Genomic DNA, 20,124 nt, shown 5'->3' on the forward strand with positions numbered 1-20,124 from the left:
TCCAATGCTTCATTCAGGAAAGATACCGTTGGGTGGTCGACATGGACCTGGAAAAATTCTTTGACCGGGTGAATCACGACATCCTGATCGCGCCGAAAACGATCGAGTGGTTCAAGGAACGCATCCGCGTCATCACATCCAGAACCCGGCCTGTATCGATGAAGCAGCGGATTGAGGAAATAAACCGCTACATCATGGGTTGGGCAGGATACTTCCACATCGCCTCGGCCAAGAACCACTGCGAGTCACTAGACCAGTGGATCCGGCGGCGACTCAGAATGTGTCTATGGAAACAATGAAAACGGGTGCGAACGCGCTATCGGGAACTGCGTGCACTTGGGGTCCCGGAATTTGCGGTTCACCAAATGGCCAACTCCTGCCGCGGGGCATGGGCCATGTCCCGCAACCTCAATAATGCCCTTGACACTTCCTATTGGGAAGCACAAGGGCTGAAAAGTTTGCTTGTTCGTTATTTGGAACTTCGTGAACCTTTTGGAACCGCCTAGTGCGGACCCGCATGCTAGGTGGTGTGAGAGGACGGGGGTTAGCCGCCCCCTCCTACTCGATTGATGCGCCGGTCGCCCCGACAGCAAAGACAGTCGGGAATTCGGCACGGCGCTGCTGCGGGGTGTCATCGGGCACGCCGGAACCTGCATATCTTTGCGAACGCCGTCATAAGGTAGTAAAAAATGATAGAGTCGGAAGGAGCAGCGGATATGGACAAGTCTCGAATGACGTTTACCTTTCGTCCGGTCAGCAAGGAACCTGTGGCGGGGACCGGCAAATGGCGGGGCAGCCGCCCGTTTGAGTTTCATTCGCGTCCGGAACGAAAGCCGTACTGGCGCAATGCGGACCGGTGTTCAAAACGGGATGCGCTCCCCCGTTTCCAGCGTTTCGCATGGTTGCTGCCGGCGGCTTTGGCTGTTCTGACCGGTACAATTTTGGGGAGCGGAATCTTGTTTTTGTTCAGGAACACAAGCCACGAGTCGGGTCCCACTGTCACTGCGGTCAACTCACGCCCGCAAGGGGGCGCTGCCGTTGTGGTCGCCCAGTCTTTGCCCGGATTGGAACTGGTCGCTTACCAAGTCAGCGCTTATACCGATTTTGACAGAGCCAAAAAAGGGGCTTCCGAATTTGAAAAAATCGGGGTCCGTCCGGTATTGCGCAACTCCGGCCAGATCCAGCTGTTTGTCGGGATCGCCCGGGACAGGGCACAGGGACAAGTAGTGGCGGACGCTTTGAATCGGGCAAAGATTCCTTACTACGTCAAAGACTACAAAGTGGTCCAAAAAAAAGGCGTGATCCAGGGAATTCCGGCAAAAGACGGGACCACGCTCGCTAGTGTCCTGACCCAGGCCGTTCAAACGATACAAGAAGGAATCGCGTTGGCTACCGGGAAAGCGCCGGACAAAAGCGCGGTTGAAGCATGGGGCAAACGGGTACAGTCCCTTGACGGACAGATTGGAATGGCCCGTGCAATTTTGGAGAAAGCGGGCAAAAACGGTGAAGTCGCCCGCCTGAACGATCTGCTGCAGCAGTTGCAGGAAGCCGCCACCGCGATGACACAGGCGAAAGAAGTGTTGGACGTGCAGCGTTGTCTTACGCAAAGCGTGGTCGATTACGAAGAATTAATCAACAAATTGGTACCGTAATGCCCTGTGCCCCGTCCCGCTTTTTGATATTCCCCATTTTGCGCTTCTTTTTGCGCTCCTTTTTTGGAAAGAATCCGGAAACTGTGATATGCTGGAAAAAGACTGACGTTACATTGAAAAAGGGGTCGTGGACGATGACGGAAACCCGAACGGAAAAAGACCTGTTGGGTACGAAAGAGGTGCCGGCCGACGCGTATTACGGCATTCAGACGCTGCGTGCGGTCGAGAATTTTCCGATTACCGGCATTCCGCCGCACAAAGAATTGATACGGGCGTTGGCGGCGGTGAAAAAAGCGGCTGCCATGGCCAATCGGGAGGTCGGCGTATTGCGGCCGGACATTGCCGATGCGATCATCCGGGCGGCTGATGAGGTTCTTGCCGGCAAACTGCACGATCAGTTTATCGTCGACTCGATCCAGGGCGGTGCCGGCACGTCGATGAACATGAACGCCAACGAAGTGATCGCCAACCGGGCCATCGAGTTGTTGGGAGGCAAAAAGGGAGAATATATCAAGTGTTCGCCCAACACCCACGTCAATATGGCGCAGTCGACAAACGACGTGTTTCCGACCGCAATCCGGATCGCTTCCCTTAATGTGGCCAAAGGGGTGCTGGAAGCGTTGGCCGGACTGAAAACCGCGCTGGAAAAGAAAGCGGTGGAGTTTGACATCGTGATCAAAATGGGCCGTACCCATTTGCAGGACGCCGTGCCGATCCGGATGGGACAAGAGTTTGGCGCGTACGCCCGGGTGGTGGGGCGCGACATTGAGCGGATCGCCCGTTCGCTTGATAACCTGCGGGAGATCAACATGGGAGCGACAGCGGTGGGAACCGGTTTGAACGCGATGCCGGAGTATATCGCGAAAGTCACGGAATATTTGCGGCAGATCACCGGGCTCGATCTGAAACGGGCGGAGGATCTGGTCGATGCGACCCAAAACACGGACGCTTACACGGAAGTGTCCGCCGCTCTGAAAATCTGCGCCGTCAATCTGTCGAAAATCTGCAACGATATCCGGCTGATGGCATCGGGACCGCGCACCGGGTTTGCCGAGCTGAAACTGCCGCCCCGTCAGCCCGGATCCTCGATCATGCCGGGCAAAGTCAACCCGGTGATGGCGGAAGTGGTCAATCAGGTGGCGTTTCAAATCCAGGGTAACGACCAGACGATCTGTCTGGCTTCGGAAGCGGGACAATTGGAATTGAACGTGATGGAACCGGTGCTGGTGTTTAACTTGTTACAATCGCTGTCGATTTTGCAAAACGCGGTGCGGGTGTTCACCAAGTATCTGGTGGAAGGGCTGGAGGCGAACGTGGAGCGGTGTCGCGAACTGGTAGAAAACAGCGTCGGTGTCATCACCGCCATCAACCCGCATGTCGGGTACGAAACCGCGTCGGTCATTGCGAAAGAGGCGATCGCCACGGGCCGTCCCGTCCGGGAAATCTGCCTCGAAAAAGGGGTTTTGACGAAAGAAGAACTTGACGTGATCCTCAATCCTTTGGAAATGACGACGCCGGGGATCGCTGGCGCGAATCTGTTGTTCGGAGAGCGAAAATAGAGATGCCGGGAAAGCGGATTGTTTTTCCGCGTCTCGTCTTTAATTTTTTGTGCAGCAGGAAGTACTCCGATCCTTGTCGAATAAATGACAAGATTGTCGATCTCTGGCAAGTGGACATGCGGTTCCAAAGGGGGTATGATTATGGCAAGGTCATCCTCCAACATATGGAGACTGATTTTGATTTTGATACTCGGACTCACGATCGGCACGATCGCGGGCGATCTGCTCGGAAAAGCTTTTCAGCTTCCCTGGCTGACTCAGGCGTGGACACCCGTCAGATGGAATCCGGCCGGAGATTTTGGGATTGTCAAATATGATCTCGATCTGCAGGTCAGACTAAATTTGGCAAGCCTGATCGGATTGGGCCTGGCTTACTGGATTTCAAGAAAGATGTAGGTGATGCGCGTGGGCAAGCTGATTCTTGCGTCCGGTTCGCCGCGGCGGCGCGAGCTTCTCGCCGGTTTGGGGCTGAATTTCGAGGTTTTGGTGCCCGCTGTGGACGAAACGGTTGACAAGCTCTCGCCGGAGGAAACGGTTCGCACGCTGGCGTTCAGAAAGGCGTCCGCCGTTGCGAATACTGTACGGGATGGAATCGTAATCGGGGCAGACACGATTGTTGTACTAGACGGACGCATACTTGGCAAACCTGTGGATAAGCAGGATGCCTGCGACATGCTTGGCAGATTGCAGGGAAAAACCCATACGGTTTATTCGGGAGTGGCGGTGATTGACGCGTCCACCGGCAGACACTTGGTCGGACATCGCTTGACGCACGTACATATGCGGTCTCTGACTGACACTGAGATTGCAGCGTATGTCCAGACCGGCGAACCGATGGACAAGGCGGGTTCATACGCCATCCAGGGCATCGGATCGACGATTGTTGACCGGATCGACGGGGATTATTTTACCGTCGTCGGACTTCCCATGGAATTGCTTGCTTCGATGTTGGCTTCCTTTGGTGTTCATGTGTTGAAGGCGACGGAAGAAAGCAAGAGGTGAGCTGATTGAAAACCGAAGAAACATCGCGTGTGCTCGTCCGCGATGTGCCGGCGGAGGACCGGCCGCGGGAGCGCATGCTCCGCGATGGAGCCCCCAGCCTCAGCAATGCGGAACTGCTGGCGATCCTGCTGCGCACCGGTTCCAACGGACAGTCTGTAATGGGATTGGCTGAACGCCTGTTGTCTCATTTCGGGGGGCTTCGTTCCTTAATGGAAGCGGACATTCGAGAAATGACCGACATTCCGGGAATAGGTCCCGCAAAAGCCCTGCAAATTCAAGCCGCAATCGAAATCGGCAAGCGCATCGCCCGGCTGTCGAGAGAACCGTTGGCCGTAATTCGCAGTCCCCAGGACGTGGCGAACCTGTTGATGGATCGTCTTCGCTTCGAGAAAAAAGAGCATTTCATTGTGCTTCACCTCGATACACGGAATCAAGTGATCGCGGAAGAAGTCGTATCCATAGGCTCTCTTGACTCTTCGATCGTGCATCCTCGCGAAATTTTCAAAACCGCTCTCAAAAAGAGTTCCGCTTCGATCATCTGTGTCCACAACCATCCCAGCGGCGATCCGACTCCCAGCCGCGAAGACATCCTTGTAAGCAGACGCTTGGCTGAAGTGGGGCAGCTTATGGGAATTGAAGTGTTGGATCACGTTGTGGTTGGGGAACAGCGTTTTGTCAGCATGAAAGAACAGGGCTTGTTTTAGCCGTCAGACACAGCATTCGTCTTGAAGGGAGTATCTATCATGTTTAACAGCCGTGATATGGGAATTGACTTGGGGACAGCCAACACATTGGTGTTTGTCAAAGGAAAAGGAATCATTGTCCGCGAACCTTCTGTCGTTGCAATCCGCACCGATACGGGGGCGATTGAGGCGGTCGGCGAACAGGCGAAAATGATGATCGGCCGGACGCCCGGCAACATTGTCGCCGTTCGTCCCATGAAAGACGGTGTCATCGCGGATTTTGACACGACGGCTACCATGCTTCGCCATTTCATCCGGCAGGCGATGAAAAAGAAATCGATTTTCTCGGGGCGCCCCCGGGTGATGGTATGCGTGCCGTCCGGCATTACCGCGGTGGAAAAAAGAGCGGTCGAAGACGCGACTCTGCAGGCGGGAGCACGGGAAGCCCACACGATTGAGGAACCGATGGCGGCCGCCATCGGCGCGGGGCTTCCGGTAGGGGAACCGACAGGTTCGATGGTGGTCGACATCGGCGGCGGCACAACGGAAGTTGCCATCATATCGCTGGGCGGTATCGTTACCAGCCGTTCCATCCGCGTGGCGGGCGACGAGATGGACGAAGCGATCATCCAGTACATCAAAAAAGCGTACAATTTGATGATCGGCGAACGGACCGCCGAAGAACTGAAAATCTCGATCGGTTCCGCAATGCCGTCGGAACGCAGGGAAACGATGGAGATTCGGGGACGCGATCTCGTTTCCGGGCTTCCAAAGACGCTGACGATTTCCGCCGAAGAGATCGCCAAAGCGTTGGGAGATACGGTCAACACGATTATCGATGCGGTGAAAATCACGTTGGAGAAGTCGCCGCCGGAACTGGCGGCCGACATTATGGATCGGGGGATCGTTTTGACCGGGGGAGGGGCGCTGCTCCGTGATTTGGATCGCCTTTTGTCGAAAGAGACCGGAATGCCCGTAGTGGTGGCGGAAAGTCCGCTTGACTGCGTGGCTGTGGGTACGGGGAAAGCCCTCGATTTGATCCATCTGTTCAAAAATCGGGGTGGCTACACTTCCAAGCGAAGATCCTTACGCTAACCGGGAAAAGGATGTGGGTATTCGTGCCCCGATTCAGCAACAACAAACGGATGTTGGTTCTGCTTTTGAGCCTGATCTTGCTGACCGTCGCGGTGTCTTATTCGGTCAAGGAGCGCAAAGACATCACTTGGCCGGAAAAGGTGTTGATCGACGTTTTTTCCTGGGTTCAAAGCGCCGTGTATCAACCGGTCGGGCATATAGCGGGTTTTATTGACGAAGTGGAGCACATTCTCGCATTGTATGAAGAAAACGCAGCATTGAAAGCCAATTTGCAAGATTATGCCACGCTCAGCGCAAGACTGACGGAACTGGAGCAGCGCAACAAACAACTGGAAACGATGTTGAACTTCAAAAATCAGGCTCAGCCGTACGCGTTTAACATGTGGCCCGCCAATGTAACCGGACGCAGCCCCGACAAATGGAATTCGTCGATTACGATCGACAAGGGAGAAAAAGACGGCGTCAAAAAAGACATGGCGGTAATCGCCCCTGACGGCGGTCTTGTCGGGCGTGTCATGAGCGTCGGCAAATTCAGCAGCACGGTCATCCTCATCACCGATACCAACCGGACGGGGATTTCCGCCATGGAACAGACGACTCGTGCGGTCGGTGTCGTCAGCGGATCCAGCAGCGAGTTGGGAGCTGTCGAAATGAGCCTGATTGACCGGGAAGCCAAACTGTCCCCGGGTCAAAAGGTTGTAACTTCCAATTTCTCCATGTTCCCGGCCGGCATTCTGATCGGGGAAATCACTGACGTCACGATGGAAGAATCCGGACTCACCAAAAAAGCGAAAATCAAGCCGGCTGCCAAACTGGATCGCCTGGAAACGGTCTTTTACGTTGAGCGTGCCCAACCGGCCCACAATGAGAGATAAGGAGGAGCTTATGCACCCGGTGTTCCTTTTTCTCGTTCTGCTGTGTGGGTTGATTCTGCAAGCGACTTTGTTCGTGCAAAAACCGTTCAGTTGGGTGCAGCCGTCGCTTCCCGTGCTTTTGATCCTGTTTGTCGCTTATTTCAGAGGGCGCTTTCTGGCGACGATTCTTGGCGGTCTGATCGGTTTGATTCAGGATGTCGTATATGGAAGCCTGATTGGAATGAATCTGTTTTCGTTGGCGGCCACCGCCTATTTTGCCGCTTCGTTGTTCCGGGTGTTTCTCAATCGCAGCTTGATCATGCTGATTTTGCTGATTCTGGGATTTACGGCTGTGCACGAGTTTATGAACTACGGCATGGCCATGATATTCGGCAGGGCGCATCCTGACCTGTTGGCGGTCTTAACGCATGCGGTTCGTCTGATGATTTTCAACGGGATTTTCGGCCTGATCTTGTATCCGTGGGCTGTCAAGCGGCTGCCGGCGGACGAAGAATGGGGGATGGGAGAAGAACATCTCTAATTACTGCAACGGGAGGGAGTTCCCCGGAACGAACATTCCGGATTCGTTTTTTCAGGGAGGAATACGCCCTTGAATTGGCGAATAATTACGAGACGTAGAATGTGATACCGAAGTGTGCGGCTAGACAGGAGGGCCCGAAATGCGGAATCAACCCGGGTGCGAGATGCCTCGCTTTGGCAAACATCCAGTAACAATCAAAGGCATCCGTGATGGATTGGTTTTTCTTTTTGACGATCAATGCCGGTTTGAAGACATTCTGGAGGATCTCAAAAAGAAATTGCAAGGGGCCCAGGCCAAACTTCTGTTCGGGCCGATTGTTCACGTTACGATCCAGACGGGGCGGCGTTTGCTGTCGGAGTTGCAAAAGCAGCAAGTGCGGGAACTGCTGGGCATGCACGGCAATCTGATCATCCGGGAATTTCAGTCGTTGGCGGAGAAGGAACCGGCCAGCCGGATTCCGACAGCCGCTCTTTACAAGGGAACCGTCCGTTCAGGGCAAAGACTCGAATTTGACGGGGATATTACGATCATCGGGGATGTCAATCCCGGCGGCCAGGTGTTGGCAACCGGCGATATTTTTGTGATGGGCACGTTGCGCGGCATGGCTCACGCGGGATGCAACGGCAATGAAAACGCAATCATTGGGGCTGTTTACTTTCAGCCTACCCAGTTGCGAATCGGCAAAGTGGTCTCGCGCTCCCCCGATACCGATTCGCCAATGAACGCGGAAGCGACGGAAATGGAGTTTGCGTACCTGCGCGACGGGCGGATGGCAATCGACAAACTGCTGAACTTGCATTTGATACGACCCCGAAAATAATGCCCGAGGAGGGGTATGTTTTTAAGGAGGGCCTGAAAAATGGGTGAAGCCATCGTTGTGACATCCGGCAAGGGAGGAGTTGGCAAAACCACCACTTCCGCCAATATCGGCACGGCGCTCGCGCTGTCCGGGAAAAAAGTTTGCCTGGTCGATGTCGATATCGGGCTCCGCAATCTCGATGTGATCATGGGACTGGAGAATCGGATCCTGTATGACGTCGTCGATGTGGTAAATGGCACTTGCCGTCTGGATCAGGCATTGATCAAGGACAAGCGCTTCGATCATTTGTGTCTGCTGCCGGCCTCGCAAACAAAAGACAAGACGGCGCTGGTGCCGGAGGCAATGAGACGGATCGTGCTGGAACTCAAGGAAAAATTCGATTTTGTCATCATCGATTGTCCCGCCGGAATCGAACAGGGATTTCAGCTGGCGATTGCGGGAGCGGACCGGGCGATTGTCGTCACAACGCCGGAGAATGCGGCCGTCCGGGATGCGGACCGGGTGATCGGGCTCCTGGAAGGGGCGAAGATTTACGGCCCCAAGCTTGTGATCAATCGGATTCGCCCCCACATGGTCCGGCAGGGAGATATGTTGGACATTGACGACATCGTGTCGATTCTGGCCATTGACCTGCTTGGCGTCGTGCCGGACGACGAAAACGTGATTGCCGGCTCCAATCACGGCGAGCCGATCGTTCTCAACCCGTCCTCCAGGGCGTCGATGGCTTACCGGAACATTGCCAGACGGATTTTGGGAGATGCGGTGCCGCTAATGCACTTGGAGGAGCAGTCCGGGTTGTTCCGCAAATTCAAAAAGATGATCGGATTTGGGAAATAAGTTTGGTCATAACCTTGTCCTGAGGTGAATAAGATATAGCAATTCTCCATGGACAAGGAGGTACGTCTGTGAAACAACCGCCGGATTGGGACGAACAAGATTCCAGTTTTCCGCCTCCCTCGCATCCGATTTTCCGGGGGATTCGCGAACCGGAGGAAGACCCCGGAACAGGGCGGTCTTATTTCGGCATTCACCGTCCGGCCGCTCGTCGCTGGTCGCCACCGGGACGCTTGCCATCCCGGTGGGACGGACCCTGGAGTTCGCACCAGAGGGATAAGCTCTATGACGAGTACGATGAACAGGAAAGCAACCGGATCGTCGCACAGGTGATCGGAGCGGCTGTACTCGTGCTGGTCACGTACGTGATTTTCCAGTCTTCCCATCCTGCGGCAGAACGCGCTCAACAGGTCGTAAGATCCGTCATGACGCAGGAAACCGATTTTTCGGCCGTTTCCAACTGGTTGGCGGCTCATCTCGGGGATGTCCGGCTGGCGATTCCCGCTTCCACCACCGGGTCGAAAACAACTGTCGAAGAGGTGTCTTACACGTCGCCTTTGACGGATTACAAACTTGCGAAGGAGTTTGATCCCGCCAAACAGCCCGCGGTGATCCTGGAGACTTCTCCCGGATCGGAAGTCCGCGCCGTCACCAAGGGGAAGGTTCAGACATTCGATAAAAACGACAAGTACGGAGTCTACGTAATTGTTGATCACGGCGGTTCTTTGGGGCAAACGCTGTACGGCCATTTGGACGCGGTGACGGTGAAGCCGGGGGATTGGCTGTACACCGGACAGATCATCGGCAAAACCGGCAAACGGGAGCCTTCGGATCTGTATTTTGCCCATTTTATCAAAAATAGCCCTGTCGATCCCAAAGACTTGTTGGCACGGGCGAGGCGTTCACCGTGACGGGGATGATGTGGAAGGGATGAAATGGAAGGTTCATCCTCTTTTTGTCGTATTGATGGTTGCCTCCGCGTGGACTCCTTATTTTGTTGAGATGTTGCTCCTGTTTGGCACGGTGATCGTGCATGAATTGGGACATGCGGCTGCCGCGTTTTTGTACGGGTACCGGGTGAAGGAGCTGGAAATCCTGCCCTTTGGCGGTGTCGCCCGGTTGGAACACGGATCGCTGGGATGGCAGCCGCGGCATGAAACGATCATTGCGATCGCGGGTCCGCTTCTGAATTTTGTTATGTTGTTTGCCGCGATCGGGGCGCGGCAAGCGGGACTGTTGCCGGAAAGTGACGCGTCTCGTTTGATTGAAATCAATTTGTCGCTTGCCTTTTTTAATCTTTTGCCCGCCTTGCCGCTTGACGGCGGCAGGATTCTGCGGGCCGCGTTCTCGCGTTCGCTCGGATACCGAAAAGCGACAGGAGTGGCAATCGGGATGGCGTTTCTATTATCCACCGTTTTGATGATACTGGGGCTTTTGGCGTTGGCGGCGGGATTCGTCCAAATCGGAATGGTGACCCTTGGAGCGTTTTTGTTCGTTTCCGCCTGGCAGTTGCGACGACAGATTCACTACGATACGATCCGCTTTTTCGATGCGAAACAACGCCAGCGGCACAATCGTCCGCTGCCTGTCAGGACGCTTGCTGCAACGCCGGAAACTCCGCTTTTGAAAGTGCTGGCACAGTTTGCTCCCGATGCATATCATGTCGTGTATGTAAGAGGCGAACAGCGCAAGGGATTGCGGATTCTGCTGGAAGAGGAACTGCTGGAAGCCGCCATGCGCCCGGGGGGCGTGCGAATGGCAATCGGGCAGATTTTTGCAAAACATTAGTCCTTGGCCGTGTACATGTCCTGTGCCTGCCGCCACTTGAGCCTGCCTCCTCTTGCCAGGTTCCGGTGAGTATGATACGGTTACCTATAGGATCTTTCCGGAGCTTGAGGAGGGACAACGGATGCTCAGCCTGTGCGCGGTTTGTGAATTGAGCGAGTTTGACTTGTTTAAAGGTGTGGAACAGCAAGAACTGGATCAGTTGGGAAAAGGAAGCCAGCCGTCTGTCGTGCCCAAGCGGAATTTCATATTTACGCCGGACGAACCGAGCAACGCGGTATATTTGTTAAAGAAGGGCCGGGTGCGCATCTCCCGGCTTTCCGATACAGGAAAACATTTCACACTCGTGATTTTGGAACCGGGGGCCATTTTCGGGGAAAGCGCGATCTTTGGGGATGAACCGCGGAAGTATTATGCGGAAGCGCTTGACGACGCCTATATTTGCGCGATCAACAAGCACGAGTTCGAAAAAATCGTCGCCCGCAATCCGGCGGTGTCGCTGCGGCTGGCGCAAATCGTCGAGCAGCGGCTGGAAGAAGCCCAGGAGCAAATCGAGAATTTGGTGTTTTATGATGTGCAAACCCGTTTGGCGCGGTTGCTGCTGAAGTTGGCGGACCTGCACGGCGAGCGGGTGAAAGGCGGCGTCAGGATCGGGATTCGCCTGACACATGAAGATATAGCGAGCCTGATTGGTTCAACCCGCGAGACGACCAGCAAGATTTTGAACGAGTTTAAGGCGGCGGGGCATATCGATGTGGAAAGACGGCAGATCATCCTGCTCGATCAGAAAGCACTGGCTGATATGCACTAACAACGGGCAACGGAGTCGGGACGAGATTTACCTGGCTTCGTTTCTTTTTTCCATCTTTCGCAAACCGTATGCATCTGGAAGAAATAGCAAAAATGGCTTGTTCCCGGTAAGCTGCCGGGCTATAATGTAGAAACGAGCGAAAGGGGATACTACAAAAAACGGAAAGGAAGCATATGCTGTGAGTCGTGAAATCTATCTGGACAACAGTGCCACGACGCGTCCTATTCCAGAAGTTTTGGAAGCGATGACGGAAGTGTTGACCCAATTCTACGGCAATCCTTCGTCTTTACATAGAAAAGGGCTCGAGGCGGAAGCAACCATCAACCGCACACGGGAAGACATCGCCCGGTCGCTCGGGGTCAAGCCGGCTGAAATCCTGTTTACCTCGGGCGGAACGGAAGCCAACAATTTGGCGATTCAAGGAGCGGTCCGCCGCTACAAGAACCGCGGAAATCACATCATCACAAGTTCCATTGAGCATTCTTCCGTCTTGGACGTGATGAAACACTTGGCAGGCGAAGGGTACCGGGTGACGTACCTGCCGGTAGACCGGTCCGGTCGCGTTCGCGTAAGCGATGTGGCACAAGCCCTGACCGACGAGACGATTCTGGTCTCGATCATGTATGTCAACAATGAAACCGGCGCCGTTCAGCCGATTCCGGAAATTGGGCAACTGCTGGCCGGAAGTCCGAAAACCCTGTTGCATGTGGACGCGGTCCAAGCGTATGGCAAGATTCCGTTGCGGCCGAAAGAAAACGGGATCGACATGTTGTCCTTTTCGGCACACAAGCTGCACGGTCCAAAAGGGGTCGGGGCGTTGTACCTGCGGGAAGGCGTCGATCTGACGCCGCTCGTCTACGGCGGCGGGCAGGAACGGGGCAAGCGTTCGGGGACGGAGAACGTTGCGGGAATCGCGGGATTCGGAGCGGCCGTCCGGAAGATTTTGCCGGCCGCCGATGCGGACCGCAAACGGATGGAGGCGCTTCGCGATCAACTTATTGAGCGGATCGGCGGGACGATCGCGGGGGCAAGGATCAACACCCCGCAAGAGCATGCGGCTCCTCATATCGTCAATGTGTCGTTTCCCGGTGTGAAGGGGGAAGTGCTCGTTCATGCCCTGGAGACGCAAGGGGTTTTCGTTTCCACCGGCTCTGCCTGTTCTTCAAAAGAAAAAATTTACAGCCACGTGCTGAAAGCCATGGGACTTGCGGAGAGAGAGCTGGAAGGTGCCATCCGCATCTCCCTGTCAACCGAGACAACTGGGGAGGAAATTGCGGAAGCGGTCCGCATCTTGGCCCGAACGGTGGATGATTTGCGGTTATTGACACGGAGGTAAACGAGATGTATTCAATGCTAATCGCCCGCTATGGCGAAATCTCCATAAAAGGAAAGAACCGGTCTGATTTTGAAAAAAAATTGGTCGAAAACATGCAGCAGGCTGTCAAGGGCCTTGGCGACATCAAAATTGTACGGGCCGGCAGCCGGATTATCATTCGCCTGAACGGAGCCGATTACCGTCCGGTTCTGGACAAACTCCGCTGGGTACCCGGAATCGTGTCTCTGTCACCGGTTATTGCCACGCCACGGGACTTGGATCAAATCAAGCGGGCTGCCGTCGAACTCCTGCGGCGGATCGTGCGGAAACCGACCACCTTTAAGGTGGAGGCCCGTCGTGCCGACAAGACGTTCCCGTTGACATCGCCCGAACTCACCCACGCATTGGGCGGTCACATCCTGCGTAACATCTCCCAGTTGAAGGTTGACGTGCACGATCCGGAACTGACTTTCACGTGCGAGATCAGGCAAGAGGAAGCGTATTTGTATGTCGAGGTGATTCCGGGACCGGGGGGATTGCCAGTGGGGTCTTCCGGCAAGGCACTGTTGTTGTTGTCGGGCGGAATCGATTCGCCGGTCGCCGGCTGGATGACAATGAAACGCGGCGTGGAAATCGAGGCGGTGCATTTTCATTCGTTTCCGTTTACCAGTGAACGGGCGCGCAAAAAGGTGGAGGATCTGGCGAGGATTCTGGCTGGCTATGGGGGCAGAGTACGGTTGCATGTGGTCCACTTCACGGAGATCCAGAAAGCGATCCGCCAGCTTTGTCCCGATGAGTTGTCAATCACGGTGATGCGCCGGTTTATGTTGCGAATTGCGGACCGGCTGGCCCATCAGCGCAAGATTTTGGCGCTTGTCACCGGCGAAAGTTTGGGCCAAGTTGCCAGCCAGACTTTGGAGAGCATGTACGCGATCAATCACGTCACAAATATTCCGATTCTGCGTCCGCTGGTTGCGATGGACAAGGTTGAGATCGTCCGCATCGCGAAAGAGCTGGGGACTTACGAGACTTCGATCCTGCCTTACGAAGATTGCTGCACGATTTTTATGCCGAAGGCTCCCCGTACGCGTCCGCGGTTGGGCGAGACGGAAAGGGCGGAGCGGAATCTCGATGTCGAGACGCTTGTCCGGGAAGCGCTGGAGAAGACGGAAACCGTCACTTTCTACAAAGAAATGGAAAACGGGGAAACCGAATAGAAGGCTTCAAACCGGTCACACTATGCTTAGAATCCTTTTGGAAAGGATGTGGTCGGAATGGCAAAGGCGTTGAGATACTTTGGAGCGGCTGCGGTTTTCTTCAACTTGCTGTCCATGTTACTGGCTTTCAGAGGCACAATCCTGAAAAGGCGGCGTTCGCTCAGACTGATTCGGAAAGTCATCAAAAATCTGGTCTGACGTGCAACCACCTGTTCAAGGTGGTTTGTTTATTTTGTTTTGGAAATGGAAATAACCATATGTAGGCGGTTGCCAATTTTTGCAGCACGGTGAATGTCGCAGGGAGGTCGCGTTGTGGATGAAAGCGTTGCGTCAAGACGCTTGGACAGACGATGATGACAGGGTCCTGGCTGAGATTATACTGCGCCACATACAGGGAGGGAGCACCCAACTGGCTGCGTTTCAAGAATGCGCCGAGCGTTTGGGGCGGACGGCGGCCGCATGCGGTTACAGATGGAACGCTTGCGTGCGAAAAAATTACAAATCTGGCATTGAAATTGCAAAAGCGCAGCGGAATCTGGCAAAAGCCGAACGAAAGAACAACGGCAAAATTGCGCGGGAATCGAAAAGCGGCCCGGAAACGCATATTTCAACGCATATTACATGGGACGATTGTTTGCGATTTTTAAGGGAGTACAGGCAAGCGCATTCCGCCCTTGTCGGTCGCGTGCGGAAACTGGAAGGCGATTTGGCGGATGCCGGGAAAGATTTGAAACGGGAAAGGGAGGAAAACGAACGGCTGCGCCGCCAATTCCAGAAGCTGTCGGAAGAGCACGAAGCTGTCAAAGAGGATTATAAAACGCTGGTGCAAATTATGGAAAGAGCACGCAAGCTGACTTTATTCGAACCGGAGTTCGCGGATTCGGACATGGTTACGCGTTTTCGGATGGACGCCAACGGAAATCTGGAAAGAATCAATTGAAAAATGAAAAAGAGGCGTCAAAAACGCGCCTCTTTTCACTTTGGTCCAATCGACCTGCCTATGATGTTACGGTTTCCATACGTACGGGTTTTCCCCCCGGTCCCGCACCGGATCGTATTTTACGGGCGTAAAGCCGAGTTTGATAAAAAAGTCCTGAGCGCCCAAACGAACGTTGGTTTTGATGGGAAGTCCCAGCGACTGCGCATGGCGCACCAGCGCGGAACCGTATCCTTTTCCTTTGTAACCGGGAAGCACTTCCAACTTCCAGAGTTCATAATGATCCTGCGGAGGATCAAAATAACGGTCATACTTTGCTTCGATCCGGTATAAACTCATGCGGGCCACGAGTTTGCCGTCTTCATAGATGCCGTAAAAGGGAGATTCCTTCGTGTCTTCAATCAGATTCGATTGCAGTTCTTCGTGCATCGCCAGTTCTTCCAAACCGTTTTCCCGAAATTTTTTAAACTCTTCCAAGGTTTTATAGTTGATACGGAGCTTTTGCACTTCTGCCATGGCTCCCTCTCCCTTCCCTGACGGTTGTTTCAAGATTTATTATACACGTATCCGGGAAAAACTAAAACGTCTGGAAAGAGGTTCGACATATTCCGCGGCTGAAACTGCGAATGCAGGCGGTTTATGTCAAAAAATGAGGTTTTTTCTTAACTGTTCACGAAAATATCAATTCAGTATAATGGAAAAGTGTGATTCTTGAGGCAAAAAGTATGATTCTGGGTTAAGAAGGAAGAAAACGATCAATGGAAGAGACGTTACTCAATCAGATTGACCGGATGCGGATGGAACTCCATCGTTTGTTCAAACAGTCGGGGAACCTGCTGGACCCCGATCTGATTGAAAAAAGCCAGCAGTTGGATCGTTTGATCCTGTTGCTTTACAAACAAAATGAGGAGCGGTCGACATTTGGAGGAGGGGCGTATGGATCCGATTCACAGCATGGATGAACTTTTGGCGTTTCTGGAGGAATTCCTGCAAGACGCCGCAGTGTGGTGTCGCCTCGAATGGGACAAGCCCGGTCGGTCGGAGCCAATCGTGATTGCGCAGTTCGAGGGGCGGTTTGACTTTTGCGATGTGGTATGGGGTGAAGCAAATCGGGCGATCGCTCTGGAATTTCTGTTTCACCCGCACGGCAGAGGGGACGAACCGCCTGTATTGTCTCTGCCGATCGACCCTGATGATGTGGAAGTCAATCTTTTGGATCGTGCGCTGGAAATCCAAAGCATGGAATTTGGCCTGTTTCTCACGGTCGTCAATCGTTTTTCCGGCTGTTAAGGGATGATCCGGCTACCCTGCGGAAACACTAACGATAAAAAGTGACAGGGAGGCGATCCCGTGAACGAAACCAATTCGCAAAACGAAACGGAACACAGGAAAGAACAGGAGCGTCTGCATAAACAATTTACGCCGATTGAAGAAGAGTATCACGCCGCGTATCCGGATGTGAAAGCTCCTTGGTCATACGGTTTCCTCATGGGGCTGTTCGGCCGTTACGGCATGGGATTTTTGCTGGCCGGACTGGTGGGGGCCGCGATCGCTGTTTTCTTTTGGGTCGTATATATGACAGTCTTTTCCTGATTTTCCGTGCTGGTTTATCCGTTGCCGCCTGCAGCGGTTTTTTCTTTTTTCGTATATAATTCAATTGAATAAGGATTTGATACCGCATGAAATACTTACGCTTCCACGGAGTGAGAAACGGAATGACCCAGTATCTTTTAATCGACCTGGACGACACGCTGATTCATTGCAATCGAAATTTTATCGTGGTACGGGAAAAGTTTGGCCACCGCATGGCCGAACTGTTTCGGGATTATCCGATTGACCTGGATCTGGTTGCCCGGACCCAGAAGCAAATCGACGTTGCCGGTGTCCGCCGGGCGGGTCTCGGGAAAAACCGGTTCCCGGAATCGTTGGTTGAAACGTATCTTTTGATGTGCGGCAAATACGGGAAAACTCCCGATCCGCGGGAAGAACGTGACATTTTTGAGCTTGGCTGCTCGGTTTACGATTTTGAACCCGAACTGTATCCCGGCGCCATGGAAACTCTGGTCACCCTGCTGGATTTCGGTTACGAGCCGTTTTTGTACACCGGCGGCGATTACGAGATTCAAACCCGCAAAATCCTGAATGCCGGACTGGACGCCATCTTTCCGGAAGAGCGGCGCTTTATCTTCGAACACAAAAACACGCTGACATTGAAAAAAGTTCTGCACATGGGCAAGTTTTCGCGGCTGTCGACATGGGTGATCGGCAATTCCGCCCGCAGCGACATCCTTCCGGCTCTGGAGTTGGGGCTGCACGCCATTTATATTCCCGACGCATTCGGCTGGGAATACGACCAAGCGGAGCTTGACCTACCGCCGAGGGGGCATTTCTTTGTGCTCAAGTCGATTACGGAAGTGCCGGATGTGATCGAACAATCGGTGAAAGGGGACCGCGGTGTTTGCGAACATCTGGGGTGATCGGCTATCAAAAATAGAAAACGCGCCGCGAATATTCGGATCGACGCGGACGGATGTCCCCGCATTTGAAGCGACGTTGCGAAAAATAAAAATAAATTTATTCTGGTATTCTGGTATTCTGGTATTCTGGTGAAAAGGGGCTGCCGCGGATGAGTGTACTGTCGCAATTGATGAATTACTTTCGATCACCGGCTCTGAAAGAGAGCATGTATCGAGCGCTTGAGAACCAGGAATGCCAACTGGAAAAGGACAAGCTGCTGGCCGGGGCCGACGGTTACAAGGCAGACCTGTATGTCGAAACGGACGATGCGATCTACCTCGTGAAGACGATTGAGAAGTTTCAGTTGGAGCCGCTCCCGGGCTTTCTTGTGACGGATTTGGTCCAAGCCAAAAAAACCCTGGCCAGCCGGACATACAAACGGGTGGTTCCGGTCATTTTGATCGGCCAAAACACGCAGAGTCGGTCTTTTTTGGAAGCGGTTTACCAAAATCATGTGCTGGTGCTGCAGGGGACCGTGGAAGAGTGCGCTTATCATCTGGAGTTCATTTTGCAGCATCAGGTGACCGCCACGTATCAGATGTCTCCGCGGGTTGCGGAGAATGAAGTTCGTTTTTTCGAAATTTGACGTTCGAAACATTGGGAGGCCCAACATGAACCATCAGGAAAAACTTCGGAATATCGCGATTATCGCCCATGTCGACCACGGGAAGACGACGCTTGTCGACAAATTGCTTCAACAGTCGGGAATTTTTCGGGAAAACGAACACGTTGAAGAACGCGTCATGGATTCCAACGATCTGGAGCGCGAGCGTGGAATCACCATTTTGGCGAAAAATACGGCGATTCAATATAACGGTTACACGATCAATATTGTGGACACCCCGGGCCACGCCGACTTCGGCGGCGAAGTCGAACGGATCATGAAGATGGTGGATGGCGTCCTGCTGGTGGTGGACGCGTTCGAGGGCTGTATGCCGCAGACGAAATTCGTGCTTCGGAAAGCGTTGGAACAGGATCTCGTTCCGATTGTCGTGCTGAACAAGATCGACCGTCCGAATGCCCGTCTGCAGGAAGTTGTCGACGAAGTGCTGGAACTTTTCATTGAACTGAACGCAACCGATGAGCAACTGGATTTTCCGGTTGTGTACGCTTCCGCTTTACAGGGGTATGCGACGACGGAGCCGGATCGGAAAACGGATGACATGAAGGCGCTGTACGAGGCGATTGTCAACCACATTCCCGCCCCCAAAGGCAACCCGTTGGAGCCGCTGCAGTTTCAGGTCACTTTGCTCGATTACAACGATTATCTGGGGAGAATCGGGATTGGCCGCATGCAGCGCGGGGAGATCAAAGTCAACTCGCAGGTGGCCGTTGTCAAAACGGACGGCACGATCCAGAAGTCCCGCGTTACCAAGCTGTACGGGTTTATCGGATTGAATCGGGTGGAAGTCGAAAGCGCGCAGGCGGGCGATATCATTGCAGTTGCCGGTCTTGGCGACATCAATGTCGGGGAGACGGTGGCCGATCCCGACAATCCGGAAGCGATGCCGCTGCTTCGCATCGGCGAACCGACTCTGCAGATGACGTTTCTGGTAAACGATTCCCCGTTTGTCGGGCGAGAAGGCAAACACGTAACCTCCCGCAAACTCAAGGAACGGTTGCTGGCGGAGTTGGAAACCGACGTATCGCTCAGAGTGGAAGAAACCGATTCGCCGGACGCTTTTATCGTTTCGGGACGCGGTGAACTGCATTTGTCGATTTTGATCGAGAATATGCGCCGGGAAGGGTATGAACTGCAGGTATCCAAACCGCAAGTGATTATCCGCGAGGAAAACGGGGTCAAGATGGAACCGTTTGAGCATCTTGTGATCGAGGTTCCGGAGGAGTATACCGGTCCGGTAATGGAACGGCTTGGCGCCCACAAGGCGGAAATGACGAACATGATCAATTACGGAACGGGCAACGTACGGATGGAGTTTCTGATCCCGGCGCGCGGCTTGATCGGGTTTCGGACGGATTTCCTGACCGAAACGCGGGGATACGGGGTGATGAACCACAGTTTTCACTCGTACCAGCCGTACCGCGGAGAAATTGAAGGCCGGCGGCAAGGGGTTCTGATCGCCAGCGAATCGGGATTGGCCACAACTTACAGCATTGAAGGGCTGGAAGACAGGGGCATCATGTTCATTACCCCGGGAACCGAAGTGTATGAAGGGATGATCGTCGGGGAACACAACCGCGACAACGATCTTACCGTCAATGTCACCAAGGCGAAAGCGATGACCAACATCCGTTCCGCGACGAAAGAGGAAACGACCAAGCTGAAAGCGCCGCGCATCATGACGCTGGAACAGGCGCTGGAGTATCTGAACGACGACGAGTACTGCGAAATCACGCCGCAGTCAGTCCGTCTTCGCAAGAAGTATCTGAAGAAGAACGAACGGGACCGCCACGAAAAGCAAAAAGCGTACGCAAACCAGACATGATTTCCCGTGGTTATGCCGTCAGTCAGGCAAAATGGACGCGGACGTTCTTAGCGGT

Annotated in this window: 24 protein-coding genes and 1 pseudogene; 24 read left to right on the forward strand and 1 reads right to left on the reverse strand. The window is 53.9% G+C overall.

Annotation, left to right across the window (positions count from 1 at the left end; translation table 11 throughout):
- The 18 genes and pseudogenes from AC4ED1_RS12935 to AC4ED1_RS13020 all read left to right on the forward strand — a co-directional run.
- Nucleotides 1-506, forward strand: a pseudogene (locus tag AC4ED1_RS12935) (group II intron maturase-specific domain-containing protein); the annotation flags it as partial.
- A gap of 210 nt (nucleotides 507-716) precedes the next feature.
- Nucleotides 717-1,652: a hypothetical protein gene (locus tag AC4ED1_RS12940; protein WP_490939255.1), complete on the forward strand. Its 936-nt coding sequence runs from the start codon at nucleotides 717-719 to the stop codon at nucleotides 1,650-1,652.
- A 134-nt stretch (nucleotides 1,653-1,786) separates the two neighbouring features.
- Nucleotides 1,787-3,211 (forward strand): aspartate ammonia-lyase, encoded by a 1,425-nt coding sequence (gene aspA / locus AC4ED1_RS12945; RefSeq protein WP_490939257.1) that lies wholly within the window; start codon nucleotides 1,787-1,789, stop codon nucleotides 3,209-3,211.
- Between the two features lie 141 nt (nucleotides 3,212-3,352).
- The gene (locus AC4ED1_RS12950; protein ID WP_490939259.1) at nucleotides 3,353-3,607 is read left to right on the forward strand and encodes a DUF4321 domain-containing protein; all 255 of its coding nucleotides are present in this window, start codon (nucleotides 3,353-3,355) and stop codon (nucleotides 3,605-3,607) included.
- Nucleotides 3,608-3,610: 3 nt separating this feature from the next.
- Nucleotides 3,611-4,213 carry a Maf family protein gene (locus tag AC4ED1_RS12955; protein ID WP_490939261.1) on the forward strand — a complete coding sequence of 201 codons (603 nt, stop codon included), beginning with the start codon at nucleotides 3,611-3,613 and terminating at the stop codon, nucleotides 4,211-4,213.
- Nucleotides 4,214-4,218: 5 nt separating this feature from the next.
- The gene (radC, locus tag AC4ED1_RS12960; protein WP_490939263.1) at nucleotides 4,219-4,917 is read left to right on the forward strand and encodes a RadC family protein; all 699 of its coding nucleotides are present in this window, start codon (nucleotides 4,219-4,221) and stop codon (nucleotides 4,915-4,917) included.
- Between the two features lie 39 nt (nucleotides 4,918-4,956).
- The gene (locus AC4ED1_RS12965) at nucleotides 4,957-5,991 is read left to right on the forward strand and encodes a rod shape-determining protein (RefSeq protein ID WP_490939265.1); all 1,035 of its coding nucleotides are present in this window, start codon (nucleotides 4,957-4,959) and stop codon (nucleotides 5,989-5,991) included.
- A gap of 23 nt (nucleotides 5,992-6,014) precedes the next feature.
- Nucleotides 6,015-6,866: a rod shape-determining protein MreC gene (gene mreC, locus AC4ED1_RS12970; protein WP_490939267.1), complete on the forward strand. Its 852-nt coding sequence runs from the start codon at nucleotides 6,015-6,017 to the stop codon at nucleotides 6,864-6,866.
- Between the two features lie 10 nt (nucleotides 6,867-6,876).
- Nucleotides 6,877-7,386 carry a rod shape-determining protein MreD gene (gene mreD, locus AC4ED1_RS12975; protein WP_490939269.1) on the forward strand — a complete coding sequence of 170 codons (510 nt, stop codon included), beginning with the start codon at nucleotides 6,877-6,879 and terminating at the stop codon, nucleotides 7,384-7,386.
- Nucleotides 7,387-7,525: 139 nt separating this feature from the next.
- Nucleotides 7,526-8,206 carry a septum site-determining protein MinC gene (minC, locus tag AC4ED1_RS12980; RefSeq protein ID WP_490939271.1) on the forward strand — a complete coding sequence of 227 codons (681 nt, stop codon included), beginning with the start codon at nucleotides 7,526-7,528 and terminating at the stop codon, nucleotides 8,204-8,206.
- Nucleotides 8,207-8,245: 39 nt separating this feature from the next.
- Entirely contained in the window at nucleotides 8,246-9,043 is a 798-nt protein-coding gene (minD, locus tag AC4ED1_RS12985; protein ID WP_490939273.1) for a septum site-determining protein MinD, read from the forward strand.
- Between the two features lie 68 nt (nucleotides 9,044-9,111).
- Nucleotides 9,112-9,951, forward strand: coding sequence for a peptidoglycan DD-metalloendopeptidase family protein (locus AC4ED1_RS12990; RefSeq protein ID WP_490939275.1), 840 nt, complete (start codon nucleotides 9,112-9,114; stop codon nucleotides 9,949-9,951).
- Between the two features lie 19 nt (nucleotides 9,952-9,970).
- The gene (locus AC4ED1_RS12995; RefSeq protein WP_490939277.1) at nucleotides 9,971-10,828 is read left to right on the forward strand and encodes a M50 family metallopeptidase; all 858 of its coding nucleotides are present in this window, start codon (nucleotides 9,971-9,973) and stop codon (nucleotides 10,826-10,828) included.
- A gap of 121 nt (nucleotides 10,829-10,949) precedes the next feature.
- Nucleotides 10,950-11,636, forward strand: a complete 687-nt coding sequence (locus AC4ED1_RS13000) for a Crp/Fnr family transcriptional regulator (protein ID WP_490939279.1) — start codon at nucleotides 10,950-10,952, stop codon at nucleotides 11,634-11,636.
- A gap of 178 nt (nucleotides 11,637-11,814) precedes the next feature.
- A complete protein-coding gene (locus AC4ED1_RS13005) occupies nucleotides 11,815-12,972 on the forward strand; it encodes a cysteine desulfurase family protein (RefSeq protein WP_490939281.1) in 1,158 nt (385 codons plus the stop codon).
- A gap of 5 nt (nucleotides 12,973-12,977) precedes the next feature.
- On the forward strand, nucleotides 12,978-14,168 hold the full coding sequence (gene thiI / locus AC4ED1_RS13010) for a tRNA uracil 4-sulfurtransferase ThiI (RefSeq protein ID WP_490939283.1): 1,191 nt from the start codon (nucleotides 12,978-12,980) through the stop codon (nucleotides 14,166-14,168).
- A 57-nt stretch (nucleotides 14,169-14,225) separates the two neighbouring features.
- Entirely contained in the window at nucleotides 14,226-14,366 is a 141-nt protein-coding gene (locus AC4ED1_RS13015) for a hypothetical protein (protein WP_490939285.1), read from the forward strand.
- 118 nt (nucleotides 14,367-14,484) lie between these two features.
- The gene (locus AC4ED1_RS13020; RefSeq protein WP_490939287.1) at nucleotides 14,485-15,108 is read left to right on the forward strand and encodes an RsfA family transcriptional regulator; all 624 of its coding nucleotides are present in this window, start codon (nucleotides 14,485-14,487) and stop codon (nucleotides 15,106-15,108) included.
- Between the two features lie 66 nt (nucleotides 15,109-15,174).
- On the opposite strand, the gene AC4ED1_RS13025 is transcribed toward AC4ED1_RS13020, so the two are convergent.
- The gene (locus tag AC4ED1_RS13025) at nucleotides 15,175-15,621 is read right to left on the reverse strand and encodes an N-acetyltransferase (protein WP_490939289.1); all 447 of its coding nucleotides are present in this window, start codon (nucleotides 15,619-15,621) and stop codon (nucleotides 15,175-15,177) included.
- Nucleotides 15,622-15,863: 242 nt separating this feature from the next.
- On the opposite strand from AC4ED1_RS13025, the gene AC4ED1_RS13030 reads away from it, so the two are divergent.
- The 6 genes from AC4ED1_RS13030 (at nucleotide 15,864) to typA (ending at nucleotide 20,069) form a co-directional block, all read left to right on the forward strand.
- Nucleotides 15,864-16,067: a Spo0E family sporulation regulatory protein-aspartic acid phosphatase gene (locus AC4ED1_RS13030; protein ID WP_490939291.1), complete on the forward strand. Its 204-nt coding sequence runs from the start codon at nucleotides 15,864-15,866 to the stop codon at nucleotides 16,065-16,067.
- Nucleotides 16,042-16,395 (forward strand): hypothetical protein, encoded by a 354-nt coding sequence (locus tag AC4ED1_RS13035; RefSeq protein WP_490939293.1) that lies wholly within the window; start codon nucleotides 16,042-16,044, stop codon nucleotides 16,393-16,395. The genes AC4ED1_RS13030 and AC4ED1_RS13035 overlap by 26 nt, the downstream gene beginning before the upstream one ends.
- A gap of 60 nt (nucleotides 16,396-16,455) precedes the next feature.
- Nucleotides 16,456-16,698, forward strand: a complete 243-nt coding sequence (locus tag AC4ED1_RS13040) for a hypothetical protein (RefSeq protein ID WP_490939295.1) — start codon at nucleotides 16,456-16,458, stop codon at nucleotides 16,696-16,698.
- A gap of 86 nt (nucleotides 16,699-16,784) precedes the next feature.
- Nucleotides 16,785-17,582: an HAD family hydrolase gene (locus AC4ED1_RS13045; RefSeq protein WP_490939297.1), complete on the forward strand. Its 798-nt coding sequence runs from the start codon at nucleotides 16,785-16,787 to the stop codon at nucleotides 17,580-17,582.
- 149 nt (nucleotides 17,583-17,731) lie between these two features.
- The gene (locus AC4ED1_RS13050; RefSeq protein WP_490939299.1) at nucleotides 17,732-18,208 is read left to right on the forward strand and encodes a hypothetical protein; all 477 of its coding nucleotides are present in this window, start codon (nucleotides 17,732-17,734) and stop codon (nucleotides 18,206-18,208) included.
- A gap of 25 nt (nucleotides 18,209-18,233) precedes the next feature.
- Nucleotides 18,234-20,069, forward strand: a complete 1,836-nt coding sequence (gene typA / locus AC4ED1_RS13055; protein ID WP_490939301.1) for a translational GTPase TypA — start codon at nucleotides 18,234-18,236, stop codon at nucleotides 20,067-20,069.
- The last annotated feature ends 55 nt before the right edge of the window (nucleotides 20,070-20,124 follow it).

The organism is Effusibacillus sp. SKA8, from assembly GCF_058273125.1.

Excerpts from the sequence above, each read along its gene's own strand:
- AC4ED1_RS12940 (WP_490939255.1), top strand. The coding sequence starts at position 717 with ATGGACAAGTCTCGAATGACGTTTACCTTTCGTCCGGTCAGCAAGGAA.
- aspA (WP_490939257.1), top strand. The coding sequence starts at position 1,787 with ATGACGGAAACCCGAACGGAAAAAGACCTGTTGGGTACGAAAGAGGTG.
- AC4ED1_RS12950 (WP_490939259.1), top strand. The coding sequence starts at position 3,353 with ATGGCAAGGTCATCCTCCAACATATGGAGACTGATTTTGATTTTGATA.
- AC4ED1_RS12955 (WP_490939261.1), top strand. The coding sequence starts at position 3,611 with ATGCGCGTGGGCAAGCTGATTCTTGCGTCCGGTTCGCCGCGGCGGCGC.
- AC4ED1_RS12965 (WP_490939265.1), top strand. The coding sequence starts at position 4,957 with ATGTTTAACAGCCGTGATATGGGAATTGACTTGGGGACAGCCAACACA.
- mreD (WP_490939269.1), top strand. The coding sequence starts at position 6,877 with ATGCACCCGGTGTTCCTTTTTCTCGTTCTGCTGTGTGGGTTGATTCTG.
- minC (WP_490939271.1), top strand. The coding sequence starts at position 7,526 with ATGCGGAATCAACCCGGGTGCGAGATGCCTCGCTTTGGCAAACATCCA.
- minD (WP_490939273.1), top strand. The coding sequence starts at position 8,246 with ATGGGTGAAGCCATCGTTGTGACATCCGGCAAGGGAGGAGTTGGCAAA.
- AC4ED1_RS12995 (WP_490939277.1), top strand. The coding sequence starts at position 9,971 with ATGAAATGGAAGGTTCATCCTCTTTTTGTCGTATTGATGGTTGCCTCC.
- AC4ED1_RS13000 (WP_490939279.1), top strand. The coding sequence starts at position 10,950 with ATGCTCAGCCTGTGCGCGGTTTGTGAATTGAGCGAGTTTGACTTGTTT.
- thiI (WP_490939283.1), top strand. The coding sequence starts at position 12,978 with ATGTATTCAATGCTAATCGCCCGCTATGGCGAAATCTCCATAAAAGGA.
- AC4ED1_RS13015 (WP_490939285.1), top strand. The coding sequence starts at position 14,226 with ATGGCAAAGGCGTTGAGATACTTTGGAGCGGCTGCGGTTTTCTTCAAC.
- AC4ED1_RS13020 (WP_490939287.1), top strand. The coding sequence starts at position 14,485 with ATGAAAGCGTTGCGTCAAGACGCTTGGACAGACGATGATGACAGGGTC.
- AC4ED1_RS13025 (WP_490939289.1), bottom strand. The coding sequence starts at position 15,621 with ATGGCAGAAGTGCAAAAGCTCCGTATCAACTATAAAACCTTGGAAGAG.
- AC4ED1_RS13030 (WP_490939291.1), top strand. The coding sequence starts at position 15,864 with ATGGAAGAGACGTTACTCAATCAGATTGACCGGATGCGGATGGAACTC.
- AC4ED1_RS13035 (WP_490939293.1), top strand. The coding sequence starts at position 16,042 with ATGGATCCGATTCACAGCATGGATGAACTTTTGGCGTTTCTGGAGGAA.
- AC4ED1_RS13045 (WP_490939297.1), top strand. The coding sequence starts at position 16,785 with ATGAAATACTTACGCTTCCACGGAGTGAGAAACGGAATGACCCAGTAT.
- AC4ED1_RS13050 (WP_490939299.1), top strand. The coding sequence starts at position 17,732 with ATGAGTGTACTGTCGCAATTGATGAATTACTTTCGATCACCGGCTCTG.
- typA (WP_490939301.1), top strand. The coding sequence starts at position 18,234 with ATGAACCATCAGGAAAAACTTCGGAATATCGCGATTATCGCCCATGTC.